Source organism: Deinococcus rubellus (assembly GCF_025244745.1).
Taxonomy (GTDB): Bacteria; Deinococcota; Deinococci; order Deinococcales; family Deinococcaceae; genus Deinococcus; species Deinococcus rubellus.
Genome location: NZ_CP104213.1, coordinates 1,091,424 through 1,111,742, shown reverse-complemented (window position 1 = coordinate 1,111,742; position 20,319 = coordinate 1,091,424). Strand labels below are relative to the sequence as shown.

Genomic DNA, 20,319 nt, shown 5'->3' with positions numbered 1-20,319 from the left:
AGTCGGGGCATGAGGTTTCTGACCGCTGGTGAATCGCATGGGCCGCAACTGACGGCCATCATCGAGGGACTTCCCTCTCAACTGCCCCTGACCAAGGCCGACATCGACCCGATGCTCAGAAAGCGTCAGGGCGGCTACGGACGCGGGCGGCGGATGGTCATCGAGACCGACGAGGCCCAGATCATGAGCGGTGTGCGGGCCGGGCGCACCACCGGGGCACCCGTGGCGCTGATCATCGAGAACAAGGACCACCGCAACTGGACCGAGATCATGTCGCCGGAAGAGGGCAATGAACCGCGCAAGAAAGCGCTGACCGAGGCCCGGCCCGGCCACGCTGACCTGACCGGCGGCATCAAGTACCGCCACAAGGATCTGCGCGACGTGCTGGAACGCGCCTCGGCCCGTGAGACGACGGCGCGGGTGGCAGTGGGGGCGGTGGCCCTGAAACTCCTCTCAGAACTCGGCATCGAGGGCGTGAGCTACGTGACCCACCTCGGCGGCCTCGACGCGGGTGGCGCGTTCGGCTGGGACCGCCTGGAGGAGATCGAAGCCTCAGATTTGCGGGTGCTCGATAAGGACGCCGAGCAGCAGATGCGCGACCGGATTGATCAGGCCAAGAAGGACGGCGACACCCTCGGCGGCATCGTGGAAATCCGCTTCCGGGGACTCCCGCCGGGGCTGGGCAGTTATGTTCACTGGGACCGCAAGCTCGACGGACGTATCGCCGCCGCCGTGATGGGCACCCAGGCCATCAAGGGTGTGGAGATCGGCACCGGCTTCGACAACGCCCGCGTGCCGGGGTCGAAGGTTCACGACGCGGTGTATCTGGGCGAGGGCGGACGGGGCTACCGCCGCGAGACCAACGGCGCGGGCGGCCTGGAAGCGGGCATGACCAACGGCGAAGATTTGATCGTGCGGGCGGCCATGAAGCCGATTGCCACTTTGATGAAATCGCTGCCCACCGTGGACGTGGTGAGTCACCAGCCCGCCGACGCCGCCAAGGAACGCAGCGACACCTCCGCCGTACCCGCCGCCGGGATCGTGCTTCACGCGGTCATCGGCTGGGTACTGGCCGACGCGGTGCTGGAGAAGTTCGGCGGCGACACCCTGCCGGAAGTGCAGGAACGTCTCGCAGCAGCGCGGGCCTACGCGCAGCAGTACTGAGTCCAGCGTCTGGTCACTGACGGTATGAACAGAGCTGCGCCGCACCGCTCCCAGCATCAGTCCCGCGTCCTGCGTTCCGCAAACAATTTGCTCGCGGGACTGATGTCCACGCGGCCAGTTTTGCTGCCGATGCCTTCGCAGACGTGCTGGCAGGAGGCCGGGCGGTGAGCCTGTGGTCCGATGAGGCGCTGGAGGCAGGACTGCTCGCCCACCTTCAGGAAGCAGCCCAGGCTGGGCCCGACGCGGCTTCGGAAGTCAGCGGCCTGCCGCCCCTGCCCCGGCCAGCGGGCCTAACCCCGCGCCCAGACGGTGAGGAGGCTCTTGGTCTGGGCGGGGCGCAATCGTCTAGACTGCAAAGCATGAATCCGCTCAGCCTGATTGATCGCCCTGTGAGCTGGCTGGCGCTCGCAGGCTTTATGGGCACGGGCAAGAGCCGCATCGGCTGGGAACTCTCACGAGAACTCTCGCTGCATTTCGTGGACACCGACAAGCTGATCTCGAAAGTGGTCGGCAAGACCATTCCCGAGGTGTTCGCCGAGCGCGGCGAGGGCTTTTTCCGCGCCTGCGAATCGGAGGTGGTGCGCCGCGTGACCCGTCTGGAACACGCTGTGGTCAGCCTGGGCGGCGGCACCTTCATTCATGAGAGCAACCGCCGCGAGTTGCTGCGCCGAGGCCCGGTGGTGGTCCTGACCGCCTCGCCCGAAACTGTCTACGCCCGCACCAAGAACAGTGACCGCCCCCTGCTGCATGTGCCTGATCCGCTGACCCGCATCACGGAACTGATGCACGAGCGTGAGGGCGCGTACCAGCAGGGCACCATTCACGTCCACAGTGATGGGCGGCCCTCCGAGGAGATCGTGGCCGAGATCGTGGAGCACCTGTGGGAGTGGCAGGAGGCCCAGCAAGTCGCCCGCCAGGACGCCGAGGACGAACGCGTGGCCCTGGAATTGATGGAGGTGGAGCGTGCCTGCGACTGAACAGGTGCTGAAAATAGAGGTCGGCGGCGCGCCATCCTATATCGTGGAGGTCGGGAGCGGTCTGCTCACCCGCCTCAGCGTGCCGCATAAGCAGGTGGCACTCGTTTATCCGGCTGACTTGCCCCCGTCCTTTGTGGCGCAGGTTCAGGCCGCCCTCTCCCCTGCCGTGACGGTGGAGGTGCCCGCCCGCGACGGGTGCAAAACGCTGAGCGTGCTCGAAGGCGTGCTGTCCAAACTGGCCCAGGTCAATCTGACCCGTGACAGCGCGGTGGTGGGCCTGGGCGGCGGGGCCGTCACCGATCTGGCGGGCTTCGCGGCGGCGAGTTACCTGCGCGGCGTGGCTTACTACCCGGTGCCGACCACGCTGCTGGGGATGGTGGACGCGGCAGTGGGCGGCAAGACCGGCGTGAATTTACCGGAAGGCAAGAATCTGGTCGGCGCATTCTGGCCGCCCCGACATGTCTGGGTGGACGTGGACACACTCGCCACGCTGCCGCCCGCCACCTTCCGCGAGGGCGCTGCCGAAGCGTATAAGCACGGCCTGATCGCCAATCCCAGCTTGCTGGCGCGGGTGCTCTCGCCCGACTTCGTGCCGGGCCACCCCAGCTTGCCGCAAACCGTCGCCGACGCGATTGCCGTCAAGGCTGGGGTCGTCACCCGCGATCTGACCGAGCAGAATGAAAGGGCTTACCTCAACTTCGGGCATACGCTGGCGCACGCGCTGGAAGCCGTGACCCATCAGGCGGTGCCGCACGGCGAGGCGGTGGGCTACGGAATGCACTACGCCGCCCTGCTATCACGCGAGTTGGGCGGGCAGGATTTGACCGACCACACGCGGGCCTTTTTGAAATATCAGCAGCCCAAAGCTTTGCCGCCGCTGACTTTTGAAGACGTCCAGCCCTACATGGCCCGCGACAAGAAGGCCGACGCCGAAGGTGTGCGCTTTGTGCTGCTGCATGATCTGGCACGGCCTTACCTGGCAAGAGTGCCAGAAGAAGTGCTGCGCAGAGCGTTTGAGATGTGGAGAAAAGAAGTGGGGCCAATCACTTCGCCCATTCACCCGACTTAGGACATTACTCCTCATCCTCTCTCCTTCGGAGCTGTACCCGTCCCAGCCTCCCCACTCAAGAGTGAGCACGCCACAGCGAGGTTTCCACCATGCTCCTGATCCTCAACGGCCCCAACCTCAACCGCCTGGGCAAGCGCGAGCCGGGCGTCTACGGCACCCTCACCCTGGAAGAACTGGAACGGCAGTGCGAGCTATGGGGCAGCGAACTGAGCACCACCGTCACCTGCCGCCAGAGCAACTTCGAGGGTCAGCTTCTGGAGTGGATTCACGACGCCGAGGAGCACGGCTTTTCCGGCATCGTCATTAACCCCGGCGCACTGACCCACTACAGTTATGCCCTGCGCGACGCCATTGCCGGGCAGAATGTGCCGGTGGTGGAAGTGCATATCAGCAACGTGGACGCCCGCGAAGAGTTTCGCCACAAGTCCGTGACGGCGGCAGTCTGCAAGGGCAAGATCAGCGGCCTGGGTTTCGCAGGCTACCGCTTTGCGATGGAGTATTTGATTGAGGAGGTGGGACAGTGAGCTGGGAACCGTATGCCGCTTTGCCAGACAGCACCGTGACAGGCACTTTGCTTCAGTGGGAGGGCGTGGGTGACGCCAACCACGCGCCGCGCACCATCCTGGCCTGGCTGCCGCCATCGTATGCAGCGCAGCCGGACAGGCGTTACCCGGTGGTTTACCTTCATGACGGCCAGAACGTCTTTGACGCCGCCACCAGCTACAACATCAGCGAGTGGGGGGCCGACGAGACATTGACCGAACTGGCGGCGGAAGGCCTGGAAGCCATCGCCATCGCCATTCCCAACGCCAACGAGCAGCGCTACCACGAGTACAGTCCGGTGCGTCATCCCGGATTTCCGCCAGAAGTCGCGGGCGGCGGGGGCGGCGACGATTACCTCGCCTTCCTGATCGATACCGTCAAGCCGCTGGCCGACGAACATCTGCGGACCCTGCCGGACGCGGCCCACACCACCTTGCTCGGCTCCAGCATGGGCGGTCTGATCAGCCTTCACGCCCTGTTGACGCGTCCGAAGGTATTCGGCAGCGCGGGCGTGATGAGTCCGGCATTCTGGGCCTGCGCGGGCGAAGCGTTTGAACGGGTGCGGAACAGTCCGGGGGTTGCGGGCAAGATCTGGTTGGACATCGGCGGCAAGGAAGGCACCGATCACCCGGAGCAGGAGCAGGCTTACTGGGACGACGCCCACGCCATGCGCGACCTGCTGCTGGAAAAGGGCATGGGCGAACGCCTACGCTTTCAGGCCGACCCTGAAGGCATTCACCGCGAGACGGCCTGGAAGGTGCGGCTGCCGGGGGCACTCAGGTTCTTGCTAAGCGGTGGGTAAATTGGCAAGCGGCCTGAGCAACAAGCTGACTGGACAGATCGGGGAGTTTCTGGTCTGTGCCGAAATGGGGCGGCAATTGGATCTGGTGGCAGCTCCCTTCGCCGGAAATGTCCCAGCCTTTGATCTGCTGGTGGCAGACGAACAGTGCCGCTCTGTTGCCATCCAGGTTAAGGCGGCGTGTGGGACGCAGTGGCCTTCCCGAGCAGACGCATGGATCAAGCTGACTGTTTTCGACGGTGAGCAGAAGGACGGCGGCGATCAAGAGATTGATCATCCCAACCTGATCTACGTTTTTGTCGCCATTGCCCCAAAAGCTGTTGATCCGCAGATTAACAACCTCAAAGATCGGTTCTTTATTCTGACCAAACGTGCCGTGCAGGGCATTGTGGCTCCTGCCTACCGGAAATATATGGAGGAGCGCAAAATTCGCTGGCGGCGTCCACGCAATCCTGCTTCGTTCGATGCACGCATTGACGCCTCTCAGATGGCAGAGTTCGAGAATAACTCGGAACTGATCAGGCAGCAGCCCGCAGCACAAGCTTCTGGTTGATATCCTGCCTAAATTCCCCACAGCACCCGTGACAGGTTGCTGGCCTCCTGCTGACGTTGGATAGAACAAATGAGCACAAAGCCACACAACGTCGGGAACGCGGTGGGCCGTGAGCACTGCTCTGCACGAGGAAGTGCAGAAAGGCTGCCGCTTCTTCGGGATCAATTTCGGTAAGACCAGGAATCGTATCCCGTACCCGAAACGCAGCTTCTGATGCGACTGTTCCTCACCGCCCTACACTGCGGGCATGTCACCTGATGCCCTGTCCTCCAGCGAACTGTTTGGCGTCTTCATGGTGCTGATCTCGGCGCTCTCGTATCTCAACAGCCGCTTCTGGAAGCTCTCACCCACCATCGCCATGCTGATCGGCGGCCTGGTGATCGCGGGCGCGGTGGCGCTTTCTGACTCGCTCGGCTGGCCCGCTGGGGGCCGTATCCGTGAGCTGGTCCAGTCCATTCCGTTCGGCACGCTGGTCTTCGACTGGCTGCTGAGTTTCCTGCTGTTTTCCAGCGCCGTACAAATTGACGTCAAGCTGCTGTTTCGCAAGCGGCTGGCCGTTATCTCCATGACGCTGATCACGACCCTGATCACCATGCTGCTGCTCGGAGCGGGCTTTTACGGGCTGCTGCACTGGGCCGGGCTGCCGATCACCTGGCCGCTGGCGCTGCTGTTCGGGGCCATCATTGCGCCCACCGACCCGGTGGCGGTGCTGCCGATCTTGCAGGCGGCCCACGTGCCCAAAACCACTGAAACCCTGATCGCCGGGGAGAGCCTGTTCAACGACGGGGTGGGCGTGGTGGCCTTCACGGTGCTGGTGGCCGCCGCCCTGCCCGCCGCCGGGGAAGTGGCCCAGAACGTCACGGCGCTCAGCACCACCATTCTCTTCTTGCGCGAGATGCTCGGCGGGCTGCTGGCGGGAGCGCTGCTGGGGTTTGTGGCTATTTTGCTGATCCGGAACGTGCCGCGCGACGAGAACACCCGCCTGACCATCTCGCTGGCGATGGTGGTGGGCGGCAACGCGCTGGCGCAGTGGCTGGGCATCAGCGCCCCGGTGACGGTGGCGGCCAGCGGGCTGATGCTCTCGGCACTGCTGCAACTGTGGCGGCGGCGAGCCAAACAGAGCGGCTGGCTGGGCAATTTGTCCGGCGATGAGCGCCGCCAGCTGGAAGATAGCCAGACGCGGCTTTCCGGCTTTTGGCAGTTCATTGATTACCTGCTCAACGCAGCTCTTTTTACCGTGATGGCCTTCGAGGTGCTGAGCCTCAAGCTCAATACGATGCTGCTGCTGCTGGCCCCGGTGGTGATCGGGCTGAACCTGCTGGCGCGGGCGCTGGGCGTATGGATTCCGGTCACGCTGCTCAAGCGGCGCGAGCACTTCCCCCCCTACACCCGGCGGGTGATGATCTGGGCGGGCCTGCGCGGCGGCGTCACCCTGGCGCTGGCCTTTAACCTGCCGGACAACCCGCTGCGCGGCACCTTTCTGGTCATGAGCTACGCGGTGGTGGTCTTCAGCATGCTGGTGCAGGGCCTGACGCTGCCGGGGCTGGCCCGCAAGCTCAACACGGCGGCCCGGATTGCCGATGAGCCGGGGGCCGGGCCACATCTGACATAAGCTGGGGTCACAGTACAGGTCATTGGAGATTTATCTGTAACCCTCCACGCTGCAAGGCCCGCATTTCAGAAACTGCTGTGGGCGCGGGGTGCTCTTTTTGCTGTCCCTGCTTTTGCTGATCCAGCTGGCCCCCAACGCCATCGACGGCTTGACCACCTGCGACGGTGGTGGTGAAGTCGGGCTGGCGCTCCGTCAGTGTCTGGGTGGCCGCACTGGGCCTGCGGGTGGCCTTTGCCGAACGCACAACCCATAACCTCACCGTACAAGCCTGGGTGGTCCACTGATGACTGAATGCTGGACGCAGTGACCGCCCCGCGTGATCTCCTCTGCTAGACTGAACCCATGCGGCCTCTCCCCCATCACGCCAAACCGATGCGCGGCGCGGGCCTGTCAAATCAGTACCACCGAATCACACGAACTATCCGCGCCTGAGAGTGTGCCCGGCTCTCAGGCGTTGCCCTGTCTCGTGCCCAAATCCAGATTCAACCCTGTCCATGAGGAGTGCCCATGCACGTTTTTTTGCCCGACGGTAAGCAATTAGACCTTCCCGAACACGCCACCGCTCTCGACGCCGCCAAAGCCATTGGCCCGCGCCTGGCACAGGACGCCCTGGCCGCCACCGCCAACGGCGTGTTGACCGACCTGGTCACGCCGCTGCCCGAAGGTGCGGAGATCAGCCTGATTACCAAGAAAAATCCTGGGCAGGCCCAGAGTGTGTTCCGGCACTCACTGGCCCACGCCATGAGTCAGGCAGTGGGCGAATACTACGAGCGCAAGGGCCATCCTAAAGAGGCCGTCAAGCGCGGGGTGGGGCCGAGCATCGAGAACGGCTTCTATCAGGACTTTGATTTGCCTGAACCTCTCAAGGAAGAAGACCTGCCGGAAATTGAAGCCATCATGCGCGAGATCATCGGACGCAATCTGGAGATCACGCGGGCCGATGTGGGCAAGGCGGCGGCACTGGAGCAGTTCAGCTACGACCCCTATAAAGTGGAACTGATCTCGGAATTGCCCGAGGGCGAGCCAATCACCTTCTACACTCAGGGCGACTACGTTGATTTGTGCCGAGGGCCGCACTTCCCCAACACCGGCAAACTGCCCGCCGCCTTCAAGCTGACCAGCACTTCGGGCGCTTACTGGCGCGGCAGCGAGAAGAACCCGATCTTGCAGCGCGTCTACGGCGTGGCCTTCGCAACGCAAAAAGAGCTGGACGAGTATCTGGAGCGCCTGGAGGAAGCCAAGAAGCGTGACCATCGCAAACTGGGCCGCGAGTTGGAGCTGTTCACCATCGATCCACTGGTGGGCAAGGGCCTCCCGCTGTGGCTGCCCAACGGCACGGTGCTGCGCGAGGAGCTGACCCGCTTTCTGCGCGAACAGCAGTTTCAGCGTGGGTATCAAGGCGTCATTACCCCGAACATCGGCAATCTGGAACTGTACAAAACGTCCGGTCACTACCAGAACTACAGCGACTCCAACTTTTCGCCGATCACGGTGGACGACGAGCAGTACATGCTCAAGCCGATGAACTGCCCGCACCACGTCCGCATCTACGCCGCCAAACCGCGCAGCTACCGCGACCTTCCGGTGCGACTGGCCGAGTTCGGCACGGTGTACCGCTACGAGCAGTCCGGCGAACTCAACGGCCTGACGCGGGTGCGCGGCTTTACCCAGGACGACGCCCATATCTTTTGCCGCCCCGACCAGCTCAAGAAAGAGTTTCTGGACGTGCTGGACCTGACGGTGCTGGTGCTGCGGACCTTCGGCATGAACGACGTGCGCTTCCGGGTGGGCACCCGCGACCCCGAGGGCGACAAGTACGTGGGCAGCGACGAGAACTGGAATGCCGCCGAGGACCAGATCATTCAGGCGGTGGGCGAGGTGGGTCTGCCCTACAGCATCGAGCCGGGAGACGCCGCCTTCTACGGCCCCAAGCTCGACTTCGTGGTCCGTGACGTGATCGGGCGCGAGTGGCAGCTCGGCACCATTCAGGTGGACTACAACCTGCCGGAGAGATTCGACATCAATTACACCGGTGAGGACGGTCAGGAACACCGCCCGGTGATGATTCACCGCGCTCCCTTCGGCTCGCTGGAACGCTTCGTGGGCATCTTGATCGAGCATTACGGCGGCGACTTTCCGCTGTGGCTGGCCCCGCGCCAGATCGCCATCATTCCGATTGCGGATCGGCACAACACCTACGCCGAAGAACTCCGCGCCGAGTTGCACGCGGCGGGCTTGCGGGCCGAGGTGGACGACTCCAGCAACCGGATGAACGCCAAAGTGCGGCAGGCCGAACTCAGCAAGATTCCGGTGATGCTGATCGTGGGCGACAAGGAGCAGGAAGAGCGGGCCGTCAGCGTGCGTGAGCGCACCCCCGAGGGCCACAAGGAGCGCAAGGGCGTGGGCTTCGGCGACCTCAAGGCTGAGCTGCTGGAGCGTTACCAGACGCGAGCGTAAGCCAAGGGGAGAACCCGCCGCCCACCTCTTAAAGGTCGGCGGCGGGTTCTCCCCTAACACACCCCCAACGCAAGGTTTGACAAGCTCCCAAGGCACTGCTATCATTCCTCTCGCTTCGATCTGGGCCTTTAGCTCAACGGTCAGAGCAGTCGGCTCATAACCGATTGGTTGCCGGTTCAAATCCGGCAAGGCCCACCAAGAACCGCAAGGGCAAAGGAATATGGGCGGTTAGCTCAGTGGTAGAGCATTCGCTTCACACGCGAGAGGTCGTAGGTTCAAGTCCTATACCGCCCACCAACAAAAGACCCGCCTAGCGCGGGTTTTCGCATTTCAGTCTGCAACGCCTCTGCTTCCCTCTACACCTGCCTTTGTCACCGTTGACCGCCTGGCATATGGGCGACGCTCCGCCGCACACAAGTGACCCGCCGCCCCGGCTCAGGCGGTGGGTCAGGTCGTGGTGGATGGTTCGGGGCCAGCGCTCAAAGGCAGTGAGGCGCTCTGGTTTACTTCAGGTCGCTGGCGTTCACTGCGGCAATCTTGGTCATCTTCGTTTGCAACATGTCGTCGTACTTCATCACCAGCACCGTCGATTTCTGCCGCTCACCGGTGCCGCTAAACGAGATCGCCCCACTGATGGTTTTACAAGCGCTCTTTTCCACATCAAAGCAGGCCGGGAGACTGACGTTCCGCACGGCGCTGCTCACCTGTACACGGCTCGGGACGCCCTTGGCGCTGATGACTGCCGCCCTCAGCCCCCCAAGCAGTGCTTCGGTAGCATCGTAGGCATAAGCGGCCACGCCGCTCGCTGGGGTCTTGTAGCGCTCCTGGTAGCGGGCGCTGAAGTCTCCGCTGTTGGAAAACAGTGACAGCGGTCCGAAGACCGTGGTATAGGAGATGTTGGCGGCCCGACCTGAGACCTGCCGGATGAAGTTGGGCGAATCGATGCCGTCACTGCCCATCACGCCAATTTTGAGCTTGGCCGCGCTGAAGGCGTTCACCAGCCGCCCACCCACATCATCGGTGCCGCCAAAGTAGACAGTGCCCACGCCACTGACCTTGGCCCGCTGGACGACCCTGGCAATCTCGCTGTCGCTGCTGACGCCGCCGTACCAAGCCACCTTGACGCTGCTGCCGCTGAGCCGCTGCACCAGACTCTTGGTCAGGCCGTTGCCATAGGTGGTGTTGTCGGAGATGACGTAGATGGACCCTGGTTGCCGCTCGATCAGGGCGCTGGCTGCCGCGACGCTCTGCGCGCCGTCAGGAGCCACCACCCGGTTGAAGTTCAGCCAGCCGTTTTTGGTCAATTTGTCGTTGGTGCTGATGGTGACGATGGCCAGTTTGCTGGGCGCGAAAGCCTCGCCCAGGACATTGGAGACGCTGGAGTTGTAAGCACCGACCACACCGAGGATGCTGGAATCGCTGGCGATGGTCTGGGCCAACGGTTTGGCGGCGACAGGCGAACCCTGGTCATCGAACGAGACGAGGCTCAGCTCGTAGCCGAGGGCCTTGAACTCCTGGAGATGGCTTTCCACCGAGAGTTCCACACCGCGCTTGAGTTCGGTGCCGCTGCCAATCAGGCCGCCGCTGAGAGGACTGACTGAGGCGATCTTGAGCGGCGCGGCGCTGGCAAAGGTGCCCAACAGACTCAGGGTGAGGACAGCCAGCGGCAGTGCAGCGCGGGACAGGGCAAGGCGGGGCCTGGACATGGGGTTCTCCGTAAAACCGAGTGCGGACAGGGCGAAGCCAGCGGAGCGGCACAGTTCGGAGCGACGCCACGAAGTCGCCCTCTACTCTGAGCCACAGTGTCGGGGTCGCGGTGTCACACTGCGCTTACGCGAGAGCCAAGCCGTTCAAATGGGAACCCCAGATGGGCACGGCCACTGTCGCCTGTTTGATGACCGCCGCCTGGTCAAACCTGGGCACCAACGCGGATGCACACCCGAATACAGGCCCAAGCTCAGGCCATCTGGGTGCGAAGAAGAGTCCGGCAGATCGTTCACGCAATAAATATGAGTCATGGTTCCGAGGGACGCCGAACGAACCGTGACGCTCTGGATACCGCCACGTTTGAGATACAGGGCAGCGACATCATCAATCAGCTTGTTTCTCTGGCCGTTGCCGAGAAAGTCACCGCACTGATGACCGAGGATGATTTGAAAGTCAGAGCTGCCCGCGCCAGCCGCAAAAAGTTTGACGCGGCAATGGCGCGCACACTGAAGACTGTTCTAACCCCCGCCCCGCGCCTACCACTGAGCAAAAGCGGAAGCTATGGCAGGGTAGAATGCACCATGTCGCTGCGAAACACCCGCATGAACCGCACCGCCTTAGAAGTTGCCACCTTCGAAACGCAAAGCAGCGATCTTGAATATTGGTTGGCCCGACCACCTGTTGAGCGATTGGAAGCCCTGGAACTGTTGAGGCAAATTCACTATGGCTACGATCCAGCTACCGCCCGACTTCAGCGAGTTCTTGCAGTTATTGAATCAGCATCAGGTTGAATACCTGCTGATCGGCGGGTACGCCGTCAACTTGTACGGTTTCGTTCGTGCCACAGGCGATATGGATGTATTCGTGGCCTTGACACCCGACAACGTAACGCGGTTGGTGGCGGCGCTTCACGAGTTCGGCTTTGACAGTGTGACTCCAGAACTGATGCAGCCAGGAAAGATTCTGAGAATGGGCGTGCCGCCGCTGCGTTTAGAAGTCCTGAATCAAATTAGCGGCGTAGAGTTTGCGGAAGCTTACGCCGCCCGCGAAATGATAACGCTCGGTGAGCTGAGCATTCCGGTCATTAGCTTGCGTCATTTGAGGGCCAACAAAGCCGCCAGTGGCAGGCCAAAAGATTTGGGTGACTTGAGCGAACTGCCCACCGAAGACCGCCTCTAGCCCCCCGCCCCGCGCCCACCACCAAGCCAAAGCGAAGGCAGGAGCAGGTCAGAAAGTGGATACACCTGTGATACCATATTCGCATGCGCGTCGTCCTAGATACCAACGTCATCTACTCGGCGCTCAGATCGGAGTTGGGGGCGTCCAACAGGCTCCTTCAGCAGGTGGGAACCGGACTATTTGAAATGATGCTCTCAGTTCCTTTGGTACTGGAATACGAGAGTGTCCTCAAGCGCGAGGCATTGCAGATTGGCTATACCGTAGAAGATGTAGACACCCTGCTCAATTACCTCTGCGCCGCCGCAACTCCTCAGCGCATTCATTTTCTATGGCGGCCCCAGGTGCGTGACCCAAAAGATGACATGGTGCTTGAACTCGCCGCAAATGCCGCCTGTAAGTACATCATCACCTTCAATCTCCGCGATTTTCGTGGCAGCGAGCGCTTCGGCGTTCAGGTGATGACGCCCGCCCAATTTCTTGCTTTGCTTGGAGGTTCACCATGACGGCTCTCAGTGTCCGGCTTCCCGATTCGCTCCACCTTCAGCTCAAGCTCTTGGCCCAGCAAGAAGGCGTGAGCATCAATCAACTGGTAACGCTGGCAGTGGCCGAGAAAGTCACGGCACTCAAGACTGAGGACTATTTGCTAGAGCGGGCCGCGAAGGGCAACCGTGAAGCCTTTCTTGCCGTTCTCGCCAAAGCCCCCAAAGTAGAACCCGCCCCCGAAGACCGCCTTCCCTAGCCCCCCGCCCCACGCCCACCACTGAGCAAAAGCGGAGGCTGGGGCTAGAAAGCTTCTATCTTTATCCCTAGGGAAGGACAAATCCCATGAGCGATTGGCTTGGGTGCTACGAATGCTGAATTGTAAACGTCAATGACATGTACAAAAGATGGCTCGTAGACTGTATGGGCTATTACATGAGTATTGATGGGACTATCTGTACAGTCGATTAAAATGTCCATCAGTACGTTTTTCCCGTCACCTATCCTCACAACCGCAACATGGAGACCCATGAGATCAGGAAGATTAAAAAGCTCGTTTCTTATTTTTGACAACTTGGTGGGACCACCCGATAGTAGGCGCTCTAATTCGCCACCAATATAATCGAAACACTTCATTATCTTCATTGATACTGAAAACCCAAACACTGCATTTATGTTAGCTATAGTGTCTGATGCACTCAATCCTTGGACGCACCTGATCATAAAACTTATTATATCCGTTAGAGAGAATCGCATTTCTTTGTGAACGGCAGCGATTATTGCGTAAGGGACAAAGTCGGGATAATTCACGTGAGAGGCGTTTGGTGGAGCATAGGAAGATGCCCTACGAAGCGCTACGCATTGGGAGTTTGGATCGGAAGATGGAACTTCAATGATATTAAATTTGGCGCTCGGCCCTATATTATCATCATGTATGTATACAAATTCTATATTGCTGTCCTCTATAAACATATCTCCAGCAGCAATTGGTGCAGGCCCAGCTTCCTTAAATCCGACTGCACATGTAGCGTGAAGACTATCTCCCAGTTGACCTATAAAAAGAAGTGGATATCCAGAGCGAATAAGTGGAGCGACATGGGCCCCAAATACTTGCCTAGAGAAACCCGATCCGATAGTGTGTTTAACCGTTCCTTCTATGGAATGAGGGGTCAGATTTAATTCTTTTATCGCTTCTTTTATCTGAAACTTTGTCAGGCCGTCCGATGGAAATACCCTATCCCCTAATGAAGCTGTTCTATGCGCTGCTATTGTTACTTCTGTTGTAGTAGGTACTGCATAATATTCTAAGAATGCAGATGACTGCATCATAGTCCATATTGCGACAGTTGCGCACCTACTGACACCCATATCCTGTTGCTGCCAAGCTATTCCGTGGACCTTTAGCTTCGCATTGACTAAATGGATAGTATAGTCTCGTGATGGAGTGGTCACTCTTACTTCTGGATTTCCGCTCTCCGGATACCATTTGAGTACCATCTTTCCTATAGGCGTAAACTCAAGTGGTTTCAATGTTGTGAATCCAAGGTAATATTTTTGTAGTTTGGCAATCGCTGTTTCATTTCCTTGAAGGAGCAGTTCAATTATAGATCGACCTAGAGATAGCGAGAAGAAATGCAGTCTCTTGCAAGTATTTTTCCTCTGTTTGGCTGACACACTGTAAAAAGCGGAGTACTCAGATAGATAGTCTCTATCGAAATACTCCGCCTCTTCAATTACAAAATTAACATTTAGACCATTCAAATACGAAGTAAGATACTCAGCCTGAGTACTAAAAATTGATTGTATTGGGTGAGCGCATCTGTGTAAGCATAAAAGAACAGCCGCTTGGTAGGCACGCTACAATTTTACACGATCCATCCACTGATGTGTTTCTTTTGGTTGCTCAAAAGGACGCATTTCACTTTGATGCTTAGCTTTATCTGTTGCCATACGTGAGGATACATCAGCGGACATTGTCACAAGCGCGTCAGGCGATATGCGAGCAATCGTTGCAGAGGTAGGAGTGACCACCTTAGCCGACCATAGCGACACATAGCCTAAATCTGACACGTTTTTACTCATAAGCATACCTCCTGTTTACGTTATGTGCGTAAACTACAATTCTGTACATATGTTATAGCGTGTAGGATATCAATATACTGACAGACTGACCTAGACCACCTTATTGATCTCAGCTGAAGTTGGAGATAGTAGGTTGGAGAGATGACCGACCGTTGGCTACCCTCGCACCTGACCCGAACTCAACTCGAAGAACGTCGGCTGCACTTCCTCGAACTCCTCGAGACTCAAGCGCACAGTACCCAGGAACTCGCTGAGTTCTTGGGCGTCAAGGCGAGTCCCATCAGCACGTGGAAACATCGCCTGCGGCACCAGGGTTCAGACGCGCTGCAGGCCACGGTGACCACGGGAAGAGCGCCAGCGCTCTGCGGGGAACAGCGGGAGACACTCAAGCGTCTCCTGTGCGAAGGCGCGCAGGTCCACGGCTTTCCTGACGCCAGTTGGAGCACCTTGCGGGTCAGAGACGTCATTGGTCGTCACTTCGATATCTGGCATCACCGCGATCACGTCCGCAGAATCCTGCACCAGTTGGGCTTTTCCCGCCAGAAGCCAGACAAACGCGCCCTGGAACAGAACCCGGAAGCTGTGGCGACCTGGATTCAGACCACCCTTCCCGAGATCAAAAAAAAGTAGCTGCCGGTGCGACCCTGGTGTTCCTGGATGAAGTGGGCTTCAGTCTCAAAGGCACGGTGAAGCAGACCTGGGCGCTGCGCGGCCAGACCCCCGTGGTCCTCGGGAAAGCGAGCTGGGATAAGGTCTCAACCATCGGTGCGGTGACCACTGCTGGCCAGTTTTTCCAACAAACTCAGCACGGGGCCTTCAAAGGCCCCGATGTTATTTGCTTCCTCCAGCACATCTTGACCCACGTCCCAGGAGAGATCGTGGTGGTGCTGGACAACGCTGGCATCCATAAGTCGAAGGCCGTCACGGCCTTCGTCACAGGTGAATCTCGGTTGTCCCTGCAGTACCTCCCACCGTATGCTCCGGAACTCAATCCCATCGAGCTGGTGTGGGCGTACATGAAGCGGAACATCCTGGGGAACTTCTGTGCCCGCACCTTGCAGGAACTGAAGGCACGCCTCCGGGTTGGGTGGCAGCGCGTTCGGTATGTCCGACTCCCTGCTCGCCTCCTGCACAGCTATCTCCCATCTTGAACTTCAGCCGGGATCAATAAGACCTATTGATAACGGCTTAAATCGGGGTTTGAGCCATCAGGCGCTGCGGGAGTCGGATGTAGCGAATTCGTTGCCACCCTGATCGAAGCCGGGTTTTGAGTTCTTTGGTGGTCTTGGCGCAGAAGTTTCCCAGGATATTGCGCTTGATGTAGGCCCAGACTTTCTCAATTGGATTGAGTTCTGGCGAGTAGGGCGGAAGATAGACCAGTGACAGGCGCGGGTGGGTTTCCACGAAGGCTGAAACAGCCTTCGCCCGATGAATCGCAGCATTGTCGAGCACCAGAACCAGGTCACCGGAAATGTGATGCAACAGATGGTCGAGGAACCTCAGCACGTCAGGTGTTTTGATGGATCCCGATTGAGTGTGCTGCAGAAACTGACCTTTGGACGTGATCGCACCAATGGTCGATAATTTGTGCCAACTAGCGGGGAGACGCACGACGGGTGTCTTCCCACGCACGGCCCAGGTTCGCCGTACGACTCCCTTCAGGCTGAAGCCAACTTCATCCAGATAAATCAACGTTGCGCCGTCCTCGACCTTTTTTTTCGACCTCTGGGCGCGTGATCTGCACCCAGGTTCTCACGGCCTGCTCGTTCTGTTCCAAAGCGCCTTTCTGAGGTCGTTGGAGAGAGAAGCCCAGTTGATGGAGCAGCTTGCGAACGTGGTCAACGTGGTACCACACCCCGAGCTGACGACCAATGAGGTCACGGACACGGGGCGTCGTCCAGGTCTCATCCGGGAAGTGGTGAGCACGCGCACCCTCCTGCAGGAGGGTGCAGAGCTGTTGGCGTTGTTCACTGGTTAGCCGGGACGGACGACCGGTAGTAGGGGTCGCTTCTAGTCCGCCCTGGTAGCGAAGCCGTTCTTTCCAGCTGTAAATGGTATTGATCGAGACACCGAAGGTATCGGCAATCTGCTGGTTGGGTGTGTCACCTGCCTGGATTATGGGGAGCGCTGCGAGACGCCGCTCCTCAAGCTGAGCACGCGTGTATTTCGAAGGTTGCCAGGCTGCCATATCCTGCCCAGTTTAGCAACCTGAATTTATGCCCGTATCAATAAGCCCCCACCCACTCTTCCATCGGCGGGCAGCTACACACGAAATTCCTGTCTCCGTACACGTTGTCCACGCGGTTCACGCTCGGCCAGTATTTCCAGTGCTTCTGCGCGGGCGCGGGAAAGGCCGCCACCTCGCGGCTGTAGGCCCGGTTCCACTCGGCGGCCACCAGATCGTCCTGCGTGTGCGGCGCGTGCCTCAGCGGGCTGTCCTCGGCGGCAATCAGGCCGTCTTCCACTTCCTGAATCTCACGGCGAATGCCCAGCATGGCCTCCACAAAGCGGTCAAGCTCGGCTTTCGGCTCGCTCTCGGTGGGTTCGATCATCAGCGTGCCCGCCACCGGAAAACTCATGGTGGGCGCGTGAAAGCCGTAGTCCATCAGCCGCTTGGCGATGTCTTCCTCGGTGATGCCGCTCTCCTGCTTGAGGGGCCGGATGTCGATGATGCACTCGTGCGCCACCCGCCCGCCTGCTCCGGCGTACAGCACCGGATACGCCCCGCGCAGCTTGTGGGCAATGTAGTTGGCGTTCAAAATAGCGACCTCGCTGGAGCGCTTGAGGCCCGCCGCCCCCAGCAGCCGGATGTACAGGTACGAAATCGGCAGAATGCTGGCGCTGCCATACGGCGCGGCGCTGACGGCTCCGGTGTGGCTGTCCGACGTGGGGCGAATGCTGTGGTTCGGCAAGAACGGCGTCAGGTGCGCCTTGACCCCGATCGGCCCCATACCAGGCCCGCCGCCGCCGTGCGGAATGGCAAAGGTCTTATGCAGGTTCAGGTGCGACACGTCTGAGCCGATAAAGCCGGGGCTGGTCAGCCCGACCTGCGCGTTCATGTTGGCTCCGTCGAGGTAAACCTGCCCGCCGTGCGCGTGAATCAGCTCGCAGACCTCGCGCACATTTTCCTCGAACACCCCGTGCGTGCTGGGGTAGGTGATCATCAGTGCGCCCAGGTTGTCGCTGTGCTGCTCGGCCTTCTCGGTCAAATCGGCAAAGTCGATGTTGCCGTCCGCGTCGGTCTTAACCACCACCACCGTCATGCCCATCATGGCGGCGCTGGCGGGGTTGGTGCCGTGGGCACTGGCGGGAATCAGGCAGATGGTGCGGTGCGAGTCGCCCCGGCTCTGGTGGTACTTGCGAATGGTCAGCAGGCCCGCGTACTCGCCCTGCGCCCCGCTATTGGGCTGCAAACTCACGGCGTCGTACCCGGTAATGTCGGCCAGCCAGCTCTCCAACTCGGCCAGCAGCTCGGCGTACCCCTCGGTCTGGTCGGTGGGCGCGAACGGGTGAATGGCCCCCAGTTCCGGCCAGGTCACCGGCAGCATCTCGGTGGTGGCGTTCAGCTTCATGGTGCAGCTTCCCAGCGGAATCATGCCGTGCGTCAGGCTGTAATCCTTGTTCTCCAACAGCTTCAGGTAACGCAGCATGCCGTGCTCGGAGTGGTGGGCGCTGAAGGTGGGGTGCGTCAGGAACGGCGTGGAGCGCTGAAGGCTGGACGGAATGCCCTCGGTTGCGCCTGCTTCCAGCGCGGCCATATCTGCCGCCCCGCCCGTGATGACTTCAATGATGTCCGCGAGGTCTTGAACCGTGACGGTTTCATCCAAATTGACACCGATCTTGCCGCCGCTGTAGCGGAAGTTGATTTCTTTGGCCTCTGCCCGCGCCTGAATGGCGGCCTGATCGCCCTCAAAGCTCAGCGTGTCGAAGAAGCTCTCGCTCGGCTTCAATCCGGCATTGGTCAAGGCCTTCGCCAGAATGCCCGTCATCAAGTGAACGCGCTCGGCAATTGTCTTCACGCCTTCCGGCCCGTGCCACACCGCGTAGGCGGCGGCCATGTTCGCCAGCAGCGCCTGCGCCGTGCAGATGTTGCTGGTCGCCTTCTCGCGCCGGATGTGCTGCTCGCGGGTCTGCATCGCCATTCGCAATGCAGTTTTGCCCTTGCTGTCCTTGCTGACGCCAATCACGCGCCCCGGCATGGAGCGCTGATAGCTGCTGCGGCAGGCCAGAAACGCCGCGTGCGGCCCACCGAATCCCATCGGCACGCCGAAGCGCTGCGAGTTGCCAATGACAATATCTGCGCCCTGCTCGCCCGGCGGGGTCACCAGAGCGCAGGCCAGCAGATCGGTGGCGACGATCAGGGCCGCCTGCGAGGCGTGCAACTTCTCGGCAATCGGGGTCAGGTCGTGCAAGTCGCCGTAAGTGCCGGGCGTTTGAACCAGCGCAGCGAATGTGCCTTCCGGCATCTCGGCGTCCGCCGCACCCACCACCACGTCATACCCGAAATACTCGGCCCGCGTGCGAATCACGTCCAGCGTCTGCGGATGCACGTCGTCGGCCACAAAAAACACGTTGCCTTTCGCTTTGGCGGTGCGCTTGGCGAGCGTCATGGCTTCGGCGGCTGCGGTGGCCTCGTCGAGCAAACTGGCGTTGGCGACTTCCATGCCGGTCATGTCCATCACCATCTGCTGAAAGTTGAGCAGCATTTCCAGCCGCCCCTGCGAAATCTCGGCCTGATACGGCGTGTAAGCGGTGTACCAGCCCGGATTCTCCAGGATGTTGCGCAGCACCACCGGCGGCGTGTGCGTGCCGCTGTACCCCATCCCGATGTAGCTCCTGAACACCCTATTCTTGCTCGCCACTTTCTTCAAATCCGCAATCGCCTGCGCCTCAGTGACGGGGCCGCCGACCTGCATCTCGTTCTCGCGCACGATGGCAGCGGGCACGACCGAAGCAATGAAGGCTTCCAGAGTGTCAGCGCCAAGCTCACGCAGCATCTCGGTTTGCTCGGCGGGGCTGGGGGCAATGTGGCGGCGGGTAAAGTCGTCGGTTTGCAAGAGTTCAGAGAGGGGACGCATGGGCAGGACTCCTTTTGAAGTTGTGGGCGGCGGGGCAAAGGCGGTGAGCTAGAAGATGAATAGCCCAAAACGCCACTCAGGATTGAAGCCGGGGCCGTGATTGGGCATGACGAACCGCCCGCCTGTGCGGGAGAGTCGTCAAGAACAGGATTTCAGCAGTGGGCAAGAGCGGGAAGCTGCCCGGCCCAGAGCGGTTGGCTTCAGTTATTCGCCGCCTCATACGCTGCCGCGTCCATCAGCTCGCCGCCTTCCTCCGTCACGTCCAGCTTGAACAACCAGCCGTCCTCATAGGGGCCGCTGTTGACCAGTTCCGGCGCATTGCCCAGCGCGTCGTTGACGGCGGTAATCGTGCCGCTGGCAGGCGCGTAAATGTCCGAGGCGGTCTTCACGCTCTCCACCACCGCGATGGTTTCTCCGGCCTTGACCTCACGGCCCACTTCCGGCAATTCCACGTACACCACGTCGCCGAGCTGGTCCTGCGCGAAGTCGGAAATGCCCACCGTGCCGTCGGGGGAAAGCCACTCGTGGCTGGCGGCGTACTTGAGGTCTGTTGGAGTGTTCATGGGTGTATTCTCCCTGATTTGAAGTGCAGATGTGTAGGGAAAGGCGACTTGTAGAG

At 60.3% G+C, this 20,319-nt stretch carries 19 protein-coding genes and 2 tRNA genes; 15 read left to right on the top strand and 6 right to left on the bottom strand.

All coding sequences use genetic code 11. From position 1 onward, the window contains the following. The first annotated feature begins 9 nt into the window (after positions 1–9). The 10 genes from aroC (at position 10) to N0D28_RS05815 (ending at position 9,471) form a co-directional block, all read left to right on the top strand. Entirely contained in the window at positions 10–1,164 is a 1,155-nt protein-coding gene (gene aroC / locus N0D28_RS05860) for a chorismate synthase (RefSeq protein ID WP_260561435.1), read from the top strand. A gap of 359 nt (positions 1,165–1,523) precedes the next feature. Next, positions 1,524–2,141, top strand: a complete 618-nt coding sequence (locus N0D28_RS05855) for a shikimate kinase (RefSeq protein WP_260561434.1) — start codon at positions 1,524–1,526, stop codon at positions 2,139–2,141. Positions 2,142–2,145: 4 nt separating this feature from the next. Next, a complete protein-coding gene (gene aroB, locus N0D28_RS05850; RefSeq protein WP_260561843.1) occupies positions 2,146–3,210 on the top strand; it encodes a 3-dehydroquinate synthase in 1,065 nt (354 codons plus the stop codon). Between the two features lie 89 nt (positions 3,211–3,299). After that, a complete protein-coding gene (gene aroQ, locus N0D28_RS05845; protein WP_260561433.1) occupies positions 3,300–3,734 on the top strand; it encodes a type II 3-dehydroquinate dehydratase in 435 nt (144 codons plus the stop codon). After that, positions 3,731–4,555, top strand: a complete 825-nt coding sequence (locus N0D28_RS05840) for an alpha/beta hydrolase (RefSeq protein WP_260561432.1) — start codon at positions 3,731–3,733, stop codon at positions 4,553–4,555. Before aroQ ends, N0D28_RS05840 begins: the two co-directional genes overlap by 4 nt. Next, positions 4,548–5,105 (top strand): hypothetical protein, encoded by a 558-nt coding sequence (locus N0D28_RS05835; RefSeq protein WP_260561431.1) that lies wholly within the window; start codon positions 4,548–4,550, stop codon positions 5,103–5,105. The genes N0D28_RS05840 and N0D28_RS05835 overlap by 8 nt, the downstream gene beginning before the upstream one ends. A gap of 247 nt (positions 5,106–5,352) precedes the next feature. Then, on the top strand, positions 5,353–6,717 hold the full coding sequence (locus N0D28_RS05830; protein ID WP_260561430.1) for a cation:proton antiporter: 1,365 nt from the start codon (positions 5,353–5,355) through the stop codon (positions 6,715–6,717). A 507-nt stretch (positions 6,718–7,224) separates the two neighbouring features. After that, positions 7,225–9,174 carry a threonine--tRNA ligase gene (gene thrS / locus N0D28_RS05825; RefSeq protein WP_260561429.1) on the top strand — a complete coding sequence of 650 codons (1,950 nt, stop codon included), beginning with the start codon at positions 7,225–7,227 and terminating at the stop codon, positions 9,172–9,174. A gap of 122 nt (positions 9,175–9,296) precedes the next feature. Further along, a tRNA-Ile gene (locus tag N0D28_RS05820) sits at positions 9,297–9,372 on the top strand. A 24-nt stretch (positions 9,373–9,396) separates the two neighbouring features. Next, positions 9,397–9,471: transfer RNA gene (locus N0D28_RS05815), tRNA-Val, on the top strand. 206 nt (positions 9,472–9,677) lie between these two features. On the opposite strand, the gene N0D28_RS05810 is transcribed toward N0D28_RS05815, so the two are convergent. Then, entirely contained in the window at positions 9,678–10,880 is a 1,203-nt protein-coding gene (locus tag N0D28_RS05810) for a branched-chain amino acid ABC transporter substrate-binding protein (RefSeq protein WP_260561428.1), read from the bottom strand. A 303-nt stretch (positions 10,881–11,183) separates the two neighbouring features. Between N0D28_RS05810 and N0D28_RS05805 the strand changes: the two genes are divergently transcribed. The 4 genes from N0D28_RS05805 to N0D28_RS05790 all read left to right on the top strand — a co-directional run bounded on the left by N0D28_RS05805 (position 11,184) and on the right by N0D28_RS05790 (position 12,799). Continuing rightward, positions 11,184–11,672 (top strand): hypothetical protein, encoded by a 489-nt coding sequence (locus tag N0D28_RS05805; protein ID WP_260561427.1) that lies wholly within the window; start codon positions 11,184–11,186, stop codon positions 11,670–11,672. Then, on the top strand, positions 11,653–12,060 hold the full coding sequence (locus N0D28_RS05800; protein ID WP_260561426.1) for a nucleotidyltransferase: 408 nt from the start codon (positions 11,653–11,655) through the stop codon (positions 12,058–12,060). Before N0D28_RS05805 ends, N0D28_RS05800 begins: the two co-directional genes overlap by 20 nt. A gap of 83 nt (positions 12,061–12,143) precedes the next feature. Continuing rightward, the gene (locus tag N0D28_RS05795; protein ID WP_260561425.1) at positions 12,144–12,563 is read left to right on the top strand and encodes a putative toxin-antitoxin system toxin component, PIN family; all 420 of its coding nucleotides are present in this window, start codon (positions 12,144–12,146) and stop codon (positions 12,561–12,563) included. Beyond that, a complete protein-coding gene (locus N0D28_RS05790; protein WP_260561424.1) occupies positions 12,560–12,799 on the top strand; it encodes a toxin-antitoxin system HicB family antitoxin in 240 nt (79 codons plus the stop codon). Before N0D28_RS05795 ends, N0D28_RS05790 begins: the two co-directional genes overlap by 4 nt. Positions 12,800–12,843: 44 nt before the next feature. On the opposite strand, the gene N0D28_RS05785 is transcribed toward N0D28_RS05790, so the two are convergent. After that, positions 12,844–14,301: a hypothetical protein gene (locus tag N0D28_RS05785; RefSeq protein WP_260561423.1), complete on the bottom strand. Its 1,458-nt coding sequence runs from the start codon at positions 14,299–14,301 to the stop codon at positions 12,844–12,846. Between the two features lie 96 nt (positions 14,302–14,397). Further along, positions 14,398–14,622, bottom strand: a complete 225-nt coding sequence (locus N0D28_RS05780; RefSeq protein ID WP_260561422.1) for a hypothetical protein — start codon at positions 14,620–14,622, stop codon at positions 14,398–14,400. A 141-nt stretch (positions 14,623–14,763) separates the two neighbouring features. Here N0D28_RS05780 and N0D28_RS05775 point away from each other — a divergent pair. Continuing rightward, positions 14,764–15,773, top strand: a protein-coding gene (locus N0D28_RS05775) for an IS630 family transposase (RefSeq protein WP_376777657.1) whose coding sequence is annotated in 2 segments (ribosomal slippage) — positions 14,764–15,238 and positions 15,238–15,773 — 1,011 coding nt in all. Because the reading frame shifts where the segments join, the coding sequence is not laid out codon by codon here. Positions 15,774–15,810: 37 nt separating this feature from the next. Here N0D28_RS05775 and N0D28_RS05770 read toward each other — a convergent pair. The 3 genes from N0D28_RS05770 to gcvH all read right to left on the bottom strand — a co-directional run bounded on the left by N0D28_RS05770 (position 15,811) and on the right by gcvH (position 20,263). Further along, positions 15,811–16,810, bottom strand: a protein-coding gene (locus N0D28_RS05770; protein WP_260560920.1) for an IS630 family transposase whose coding sequence is annotated in 2 segments (ribosomal slippage) — positions 15,811–16,341 and positions 16,343–16,810 — 999 coding nt in all. Because the reading frame shifts where the segments join, the coding sequence is not laid out codon by codon here. A gap of 37 nt (positions 16,811–16,847) precedes the next feature. Beyond that, the gene (gene gcvP, locus N0D28_RS05765) at positions 16,848–19,700 is read right to left on the bottom strand and encodes an aminomethyl-transferring glycine dehydrogenase (protein WP_260561420.1); all 2,853 of its coding nucleotides are present in this window, start codon (positions 19,698–19,700) and stop codon (positions 16,848–16,850) included. Positions 19,701–19,900: 200 nt separating this feature from the next. Then, the gene (gene gcvH / locus N0D28_RS05760) at positions 19,901–20,263 is read right to left on the bottom strand and encodes a glycine cleavage system protein GcvH (protein ID WP_260561419.1); all 363 of its coding nucleotides are present in this window, start codon (positions 20,261–20,263) and stop codon (positions 19,901–19,903) included. Positions 20,264–20,319: the final 56 nt, after the last annotated feature.